The organism is Sphingopyxis sp. KK2 (assembly GCF_001990265.1).
In the GTDB taxonomy this organism is placed as follows: Bacteria; Pseudomonadota; Alphaproteobacteria; order Sphingomonadales; family Sphingomonadaceae; genus Sphingopyxis.
Map to the genome: position 1 here is coordinate 21,852 of NZ_LYVN01000040.1, position 8,674 is coordinate 30,525.

Below are 8,674 nucleotides of genomic sequence, written 5' to 3' on the forward strand. Positions count from 1 at the left end.
AGCCTTGGCATTTTTTGGCGACGGGCGAAAGTCCGCGCGCGTCAGCCCGGCTGATCGGCGGTCGTCGTCGCCAATCTGGCCGCCTGCTCATAGCGCAGGCAGTCGAAAATCTTCGCGCCCGCGAGGAACACCGACCCGCTGCACGCCGCAAGCAGCAGCTTGCCGCCGAGTCCGGGATATTCGTGGATATAGATCATCCCGCGCGCCATCGCGCCGACACCGAGCGCATAGATGATGAGGCAGGCCTCGAACTTGGTCTTGATGACGAACAGGCGTCCGATTTTTTTGAGCATCACCATAGCCTCAGCAAGAGCCGTGCCAGCGGCGCAAATCGGGGATTCGGCGCGCCGAGTTTATGGTAAATTGTAAATTAACCCGACAGCGGCGGGAAGGGCTGATCGAGTCCGTTCGGCGCAAACGGAAAGCGGCACCCCTGCATCGCTGCAAGGGTGCCGCTGACTGACAGCCCAGGGTCGCAGAAGGGCCGGCAGTTGCGGTCTTATCGATCGCGGCGGCGGCAGCGGCATCCTTCATATGAAGGATGGCACGAATTTTCCGCTAGTTCGGCGTGGTGACAGCGATCCGCGCGAGCAGCGAGGCGAGGTCGGCCTGCCGCGCGCAGCCGGTCTTTTCGAGTATGCGGCTCAGCTGGCTGCGCACCGTGCTGATCGCGACATCGCCATCGGCGGCAATCGCCTCGGGCGTCTCGCCGCCGGCGATGCCTTTGGCGACGCGTGCCTCCGAAGGGGTCAGGTCGAACAGCGAGCGCATCAGGGTCGCCGACGGTGCGCGTTCGGACGCCACCGGGACCAGCAGCATCAGGGCATAGCTGTCGCCGAAGACGTCGTGCGCGCTGCGCCGCACCGGCACGATATGGGCCACCAGCTCGGGCAGGCCCGACGCACCGCGGATCGGGAAGGAGCGCACCGGCCCCTCGGCGTCCCGTGCCAGCCCCGTCAGCGCGTCGGTCAATATCGTGTCGGCGCTCCTGTCGTTCAGCCGCAGTCGCCCCTTCGCGCCCCAGGTGATATGGCCGCCGACCGCATCGGTCATCGCGCTCGCTTCCGCGACCTCTCCCGCTTCGCTTAGCAGGAAGGCGGGCAGTTGCAGCGCCGCCAGCGCCTCGGTTGCGCCCTGCGCGCGCTTGAGTTGCAACCGCGCGCTGACCAGCGCGCTGCGCGCGAGGTGCGGACGGATGCTGTTGAGCCGCGCGACATTCTCGGGCTCGATCGGGCCGCCGTCGAAGGCGCGTTCGACGCTGAATATGATATTGTCGCCGGTGGGCAGGTGCAGCCCGGTTCCCGCCGACCAGCCAAGTCCGCGTGGGCGAAAGAAGTCGCGGTATACCGGGTCGGCGCTTAGTTGTTCCTCGTTCCAGAAATCATGCTCGACGAAAAAGGAGGGCGCTTCCTGGCCCATGATGCAGAGGCGGCGGCTGCATTTGCCGAACCAGCCGTCGTTGACATAGGCGTCGAACGCGTCGGCAACGCTGTCCGACGCGGTCCAGTGCAGCGCCTTGCGCGCCGAGAAGAGCAGGCCGCCGGTCGACTGCGCGAGCAGGGCGACATCGTCGAGTACCCCGGGCCAGGCCTCCGGCACCACCGAACATTCGTATATGCGGTCGATCAGATCGTCTTGCATGTATCAGCCCCGGTGATTTGCCGACATAGTCGGGTTTCGGGCAGGAATTGCAAGGGTGCAGCAGGACCGTTGCTGCGAGGAGAGGGAAATCCGGCGGCGTTCGCCGAAAGAGAAAGGCCGCCCCTCTTCGGGACGGCCCTTCCATTGTCATCCGAATGCGGACCGCTCAGGCGAGCCTGGCTCCCGTATGGAGGCCATGCTCAAGCTTTGCCGCACGCGGCATATGACAATGAGACATCTGACCACCTCCTTTCCGTTGTTGACGATGAAATGAATATGGTGCTGCCGGCGCTCTGGTGCAAGGCCCTTGTCCTGGCCCCCGGCTACGTCAGTTCGATCAGATTCAGGGCCTCCAGCAGCGCGATGCGCGCGCGGCGCACGTCAGCAGCCAAGCCCGCCGACGCAAGATCGGCCGCCGCAATCGCCTCGGGCCAGTGTTCCGCGACCACCTCCGAAATCCGGTCGAGCTTGTCCGCGTCGGCCATGAAGCGCGGGTCGACGGTCGCGGGGTCGGCAACAACGCGCAGCCGCAGGCAGGCGGGGCCGCCGCCGTTGGCCATCGACTGGCGGACATCGACCGGCAGCAGGCGGCGGATCGGGCCGTTGCCCGCGACATGCGCCTCCAGCCAGTTCCAGACTGCGGGAGTCGCCTGCGCCTCGGTCGGCAGGACGAGGCCCATGCCGCCGCCGTCGGGCAGGCTGACGAGCTGTGCGTTGAAGAGATAGGATTTGATCGCGTCGGGCAGGCTCACCGCGTCGGCCGGCACCTCGACGATCTCGACCGTGGGGAAGGCGGCGCGAATTTCGGCATGCGCGGCCTCGCGGTCCTGAAAGGCGGTTTCGTGCGTGAACAGCACACGCTCGTTCGCCACCGCGACGACGTCGTTGTGAAACGCGCCGCCCTGGATCGCGCTGTCCGATTGGCGGATGAAAAGCGCGCGCTTGGGGTCGAGCCGGTGGTGCCGTGCGATCGCTTTCGACGCGTCGAGATGCTGGCGCGCGGGGAAACGTCCGCCGCCGACGCCGTAAACGAAAATCTCGACCCCCGCCGAGCCGTGGCCGTCGCACAGCCGCATATGGTTCGCCGCGCCCTCGTCGCCGAACGGGGCGGGGACGGGGCCGTGCACCGCGAAGGCGGGGTTCGCGAAGGCGAGCTTGAGCTGTTTGAGCGTCCCCTGCCACTCATGGCTGCGGTGCGGCATGGTGACGAGGTTGGCGACGGTCAGGTGACATTTGCCGTCGCTGCTGTCGGGAGCGGGGGAGACCGTCGCGGCGTTCGCGGCCCACATCGACGAGGCCGACCAGGCCTGCGCGCGCAGATGCGGCTCGGCGCCTTCCAGCGTCGTACCGAGAACCTCCAGCCATGCCGCGTCGGGCCGGTCGAGCGGCGTGAAGAAACCCTGCGGTAGTCCGAGCGCGAGATTGTGGCGCATCTTGTCGAGACCCTGCAGCGCCGCGGCGCGCGGCTGCGACACGTCGCCGGCATGGCTCGCCGAGGCGATATTGCCGCGGCTCAGCCCGGCGTAATTGTGGCTCGGGCCGATGATCCCGTCGAAATTGATCTCGGTGAGCATGACTTATCGCCCGATCCAGCTGATCGCATCGCCCGCGCCGACGCCGAGAATGCGCGCGGTGTCGGCGTCAATCGTGCCGTCCGTGCCGACCTTGCCGAAGCAGCAACGGAAATCGGACAGCCGCCCCGTGGCGATCAGGCCATCCTCGCCGTCGTCGGCGACGCCGGTCACTTCGACATGTTTCGCGTCGCGGATGCTCGCGACCTGGTCGGTGCGCGCGGTCATCGTCGGGCCGCCGTCGAAGATGTCGACATAATTTTCGAAGGCAAAGCCCTCATTTTCCAGCATGCGCATCGCGGCGCGGCCGGTGGGGTGGGGGACGCCGATAACGCTGCGCGCATGGTCGCCGAGCATCGCGATATAGACCGGGTGCTTGGGCATCAGGTCGGCGATGAACTGGTTGCCATGCACGGCATTGAACTGGTCGGCTTCCTGGAAATTCATCCCGAAAAATTTGCCCGCGACCCCGTCCCAGAAGGGCGATCCACCGGCCTCGTCGATCACCCCGCGCAGCTCTGCGAGGATGCGGTCGCCGAAGCGCGGCCGGTGGCGTGCGATGAACAGGTAGCGCGAGCGCGCGAGCAGCAGCCCGAGCCCGCCGGCGCGCGCCGCAGGGTGGAGAAACAGCCCGCCGACTTCGGATGCGCCGTTGAGGTCGTTGCTAAGCATCAGCACCTGTGCATGGAAGGTGCGACCCAATTGCTCGCTATGCTTGCTGTCGGTGCCGATGCGATAGCTGTAGAAAGGCCAGCGCTGGCCGACCTGCCCGAAAATCTGGCACGTGCCGCGCACTTCGCCGCTGTCGAGGTCTTCGAGCACCATCAGATACAGCTCGTCCGACGGATATTCCTTGTCCGATGCGAAGCTCGCATCGGCGCGCTCGAGCTTGGCGCGTAGCGCCTTTTTATCGGGGGGCAGGTTGGTGAAGCCGCCGCCGGTCAGCTTCGCCATCTCGTAAATGCTCTGCAAATCGCCCGGCTTGGCTGCCCGGATCACATAATTCACACTGTCCCCCGTTCCGCTATTCTTGTCATGGTGAGCGCCGACAATTGCGCCCGTTCGGCGAGGCTGTCGACGATCAGAAATTCGTCCGAAGAGTGGATGGCGCCGCCGCGCGGGCCCATGGTGTCGACGACGGGGACCCCGCACGCCGCGATATTGTTGCCGTCGCACACGCCGCCGGTCGCGTTCCAGCTGATCGGCGGCAGGCCGAGCTCGGCGCCGCAATCGCGCACCAGTTCGAACAGGCGCGTCGCGGCGGCGTCGAGCGGCTTGGGCGGGCGGTTGAAACCGCCGTGGAGGTGGCAGTGGACGTCGTGGTCGCGCTGGATGTTGGCGATAGTGTCGCGTAGCGCGGCTTCGGCGGCGAGCATTGCCGCGGGGGTCGAGGGGCGCATGTTGACGCGCAATATCGCCTGGTCGGGCACGACATTATTGGGGCCGCCGCCGTCGATTCTGGCCGGATTGACCTTTAGTTCCAGAGACTTGAGGGCGTTGAGGCGCAGCGCCAGATCGGCCGCAGCGATGAGCGCATTGCGCCCGTCCTCGGGGTTGCGCCCGGCATGGGCCGAGAGGCCGTGAACGGTGATGCTGAAGTTGCCGCTTCCCGGCCGTGCGCCCGCCAGGGTGCCGTCGGGAAGCGCGGGTTCGTAGGTCAGGGCGGCTGTCTTGCCCTTGGCCAGTTCGGCGATCAGCGCCGCGGAGGCGTGGCTGCCCGTCTCCTCGTCGCTGTTGATCATCACGTCGTAGCCGACGCGCGCCGCGAGCGGCGAGGCCTCGAGCGCGGTGAGGGCGGCGAGGATCACCGAAATGCCCGCCTTCATGTCCGCCGTGCCCGGGCCGTTGAGCACGCCGGGTTCGCGCCATTGCAGCGTCTGGAACGGATGGTCGGCGGCAAAGACGGTGTCCATATGCCCGGTGAGCAGCAATTGCACCGGCGCGTCGGGACGCACGCGGAGGTGGAGATGGTCGCCGCGCTGGGTGGTCCGGATCTTGCCCGCCGCATCGACGCTTTCGACCGGATCGGGCGCGACGAGCCGGATATCGCCCGGCAGCGCAGAGAAAGCGTCGGCGAGCATCCCGGCGACGGTCTTGAGCCCCGCGAGGTTGCCGGTGCCGCTGTTGACCGCGGCCCAGCGCTCGACCTGCGACAGCATCGGCGCGTCGGCGGCGCGTTCGATCGTTGCGCTTTCGGGAACGGTGAGGCTGGTCATCCAACGGCTATAGCGAGCGGGGAGGGGCTTTGGCACCCCCGCGCTGCAATATCGTTGCGCATGATACCGTAACGCACTGTCCGGGCAGATATTTTCGTTGCAGCACACGATGTTAACGAATGATTCGTCGCTGCGCCCCTAGGCCCGGCGGCATCCTATCGGACCGGGTCGATGTCAGCCGCTTTCATTCTTGCCACCAACATGTCGCTTGTCGGCATTTTTGCGATCGCCTTTGCGGTGGTCGCGGCGATGAATCGCGACGCGCGCGGGGTGCGGTGGATCGCGCTCGGCTATGCGATGGGGATCGCCTATCTCGCGCTCGAATTCCTCCAGGCGATACAGGTCGATCCAACCCCCGTCGGCGTCGGCATTTTCCTGGTCTTCCTGCTCGCGCAGAGCTTTTGCATGATCGGGGTTGCGCGCCATTATGGCGTCGCGCCGCCGTGGATCGCGATGGCGGCGATCTGGAGCCTGACGATCCTCGCGGTGCCGGTCGTGTTCAGCCTCGACTATGGGTCGCCGTTGCGGTCGATCCTCTATCAGGCGCCCTATATCGCGATGCAATTGCTGTTCGCGGCGCTCGTCTGGCGATCGCGGCGGCGCCAGCCGCTCGACCTGCTGTTCCTCGCGCTGCAGCTCGCGGTGGCGATGCTTTACCTCGCCAAGCCGCTGATCGCCGCGATCGTCGGGACGTCGCCGTCGCCGCAGGGCTATATGGATACCGCTTATGGCGCGATCTCGCAGAGCACGAGCGTCGTGCTGCTCGTCGCGATCGCGCTCGTCCTGCTGCTCGTCATCATGCGCGACAGCGCGGCCGAAATGGTCGCGCGCTCCGAAACCGACGTGCTGTCGGGCCTGCTCAACCGGCGCGGCTTCGACGGGCGCGCCGAGGACGCGCTGGCGCGCGCGGCGCGGCTGGGCGAGCCCGCGGTGCTGATCGCCGCCGACCTCGACCATTTCAAGGCGATCAACGACAGTTTCGGCCACGCCGCAGGAGACGCGGTGATCGCCGCCTTCGCGCGCCTGCTGCGCGACCATATGCCGCCGGGCGCGGTCGTCAGCCGACTGGGCGGCGAGGAGTTCGCGGTGTTCATCGCCGGCGCGTCGCTCGCCGAGGCGCGGGGCCATGCCGAGACGGTGCGCGGCCTCTATGCCGCGACGTCGCTCGCCCACCTCGGGGTCGCGCGCGTCGTCACCGCGTCGTTCGGGGTTGCGCAGGCGGCCGCCGACGACAGCCTGCTCACCCTGTCGCGCCGCGCCGATGCCGCGCTCTACCGGGCGAAGGCGGGCGGGCGGAACCGCGTCGGCACCACCCTGTCCGAACTGGCGCCGCAGGGGGTCGCGGCCGGTTAGGGCCGGATAGGGGATGTGCATCGGGCACGCGCTGCTATAGGGACTCGGACATGATCGGAAACGGCCGGCCCTTGCGCGCGGGAACCGCGCCTGTCGCTCAGCATGGCTGAGGACCCGGCATCGGGCGGCTATGTCTACAAGCCGCACGAACGCCCGATCATGCCGGGGTCGCCGGCAAACCCCGACCATCCGGTGCCGCGCAAAATCGGCTATTTCCTGATCGGCGTCTATCTCGCGATCGTTGCGGGGTTCCAGAACGGGCTGCTGCTCGCCAACCTCAATGTGCTGCAGGGGCATCTCGACCTCACCCCCGTCGAGACCGGCTGGGTCACCGCGACCTACAGCATGACCAATGCCTGCATGAGCATATTGCTGTTCAAGGCGCGGCAGGAATTCGGCATCCAGCGCTTCGTGCGCGCGACGATGGTGGTGCTGCTGCTCGCCAATTTCCTGCAATTGTTCGACGCGGGATACCGGCTCGAGCTCGTCGCGCGCGGGGTATCGGGGATCGCCGCGAGCGGGCTGTCGACGCTTGCCGCCTTTTACCTGATGCAGGGCATGCCGGCGAAGGCGCGGATCGGCGGGCTGCTGCTCGCGATCGGCCTGTCGCAGGTCGCGCTGCCGCTGGCGCGCGCGATCTCGCCGCTGCTGCTTGCCGACGGCGATGTGACGAACCTGTTCATCCTGCAATTCGCGCTGTCGCTGCTTGCCTTCGGACTGGTGAACATCCTCCACCTGCCGCAGGGCGAGACCGTCCGCTCGTTCGGCAAGCTCGACCTCGTCACCTTTCCGCTGCTCGCGGTCGGGGTCGGGCTGCTCTGCGCCTTTTTTGTCCAGGGTCGTATCGTGTGGTGGAGCACGCCTTGGCTCGGCGGGACGCTGGCGATGGCGATCCTGCTGATCGGCGTGGCTTTTCTGATCGAGCATAACCGCGCCAACCCGATGCTTCACACGCGCTGGATGAGCAGCAGCGACCTGCTGAAATTCGCGTTCACCGGGGCGTCGGTGCGTGTCCTCCTGTCCGAGCAGAATTTCGGCGCCTCGGGGCTGCTGGCCGCGGTCGGCATGGGCAACGACCAGCTCGTCACCTATTATGCCATCCTCGCCGCCGCGACGCTCGCCGGTGCGATGCTCGCGGTGGCGCGGCTCAACCCGCTCGACCTGCGCCGCCCGGTGCTCGTCTCGCTCGCCGTCATCACCGTCGCGGCGCTGGCCGACACCCATTCGGGACTGCTGACGCGGCCCGGCAACCTCTATCTGTCGCAGGCCGCGCTCGCCTTTGCCGCGGTCTATTTCATGGGGCCGATGCTGATGGAGGGGTTCGTGCGTGCGCTGGCCAAGGGGCCGTCGCATGTCGTCAGCTTCCTTGCGGTGTTCAACCTGTCGCAGACGCTGGGCGGGCTCGCCGGGACCGCCGCGCTGTCGGCGTTCCACACCGTGCAGACCAAGGATCATCTGATCACCTTCGCGTCGAAGCTGACGACGAGCGACCCGGGGGTGGCGCAGGCGATCAACGCGCTCGCCAACGGGCTGGGCGGGACGATGACCGACCCCGCGCTGCGCAGCGGCGTCGCGGGCGCGACGGTGATGCAGGAGGCGGTGCGCGAAGCGACGATCCTTGCCTATAACGACGTATTCTTCGTGATCGGGAGCTTGGCGGCGCTGGCCTTCGTCATCATGTTTGCGCGATGGCTTTACGATCGCAGGCGCGGGGTGAACCCGCTCGCCAAGGAACTCGAAGCCCTCCAGAAGATGCTGGCAAGGAATCAATGAGCGACAAGACCGAACCCGACCAGGTACCCGCGACCCAGCCGCCCGCGGCTGCCGAAGCGCCGAAGCCAGCGCCGCCGAAGCCCGCGGCCCCGCCGCCGCCCGCCGAACCGGTACCCGCCG

At 67.2% G+C, this 8,674-nt stretch carries 7 protein-coding genes; 2 read left to right on the forward strand and 5 right to left on the reverse strand.

Annotated features, from left to right (window positions below; translation table 11 throughout):
• Window positions 1-41 precede the first annotated feature (41 nt).
• The 5 genes from B1A78_RS08970 to B1A78_RS08990 form a co-directional block, all read right to left on the reverse strand.
• Complete coding sequence (locus B1A78_RS08970) at window positions 42-293, reverse strand: hypothetical protein (protein ID WP_077146635.1); 252 nt, start codon at window positions 291-293, stop codon at window positions 42-44.
• A 265-nt stretch (window positions 294-558) separates the two neighbouring features.
• Entirely contained in the window at window positions 559-1,641 is a 1,083-nt protein-coding gene (locus B1A78_RS08975) for a helix-turn-helix transcriptional regulator (protein WP_077146627.1), read from the reverse strand.
• Window positions 1,642-1,964: 323 nt separating this feature from the next.
• Window positions 1,965-3,215, reverse strand: a complete 1,251-nt coding sequence (locus B1A78_RS08980) for an N-succinylarginine dihydrolase (protein WP_077146628.1) — start codon at window positions 3,213-3,215, stop codon at window positions 1,965-1,967.
• Window positions 3,216-3,218: 3 nt separating this feature from the next.
• Entirely contained in the window at window positions 3,219-4,220 is a 1,002-nt protein-coding gene (locus B1A78_RS08985; RefSeq protein WP_077146629.1) for an arginine N-succinyltransferase, read from the reverse strand.
• Window positions 4,217-5,428 (reverse strand): hydrolase, encoded by a 1,212-nt coding sequence (locus tag B1A78_RS08990; protein ID WP_077146630.1) that lies wholly within the window; start codon window positions 5,426-5,428, stop codon window positions 4,217-4,219. The genes B1A78_RS08985 and B1A78_RS08990 overlap by 4 nt, the downstream gene beginning before the upstream one ends.
• 201 nt (window positions 5,429-5,629) lie before the next feature.
• Here B1A78_RS08990 and B1A78_RS08995 point away from each other — a divergent pair, with 201 nt between their 5' ends.
• Complete coding sequence (locus tag B1A78_RS08995) at window positions 5,630-6,781, forward strand: diguanylate cyclase (protein ID WP_256837538.1); 1,152 nt, start codon at window positions 5,630-5,632, stop codon at window positions 6,779-6,781.
• A 102-nt stretch (window positions 6,782-6,883) separates the two neighbouring features.
• Entirely contained in the window at window positions 6,884-8,554 is a 1,671-nt protein-coding gene (locus B1A78_RS09000) for an MFS transporter (RefSeq protein WP_077146632.1), read from the forward strand.
• The last annotated feature ends 120 nt before the right edge of the window (window positions 8,555-8,674 follow it).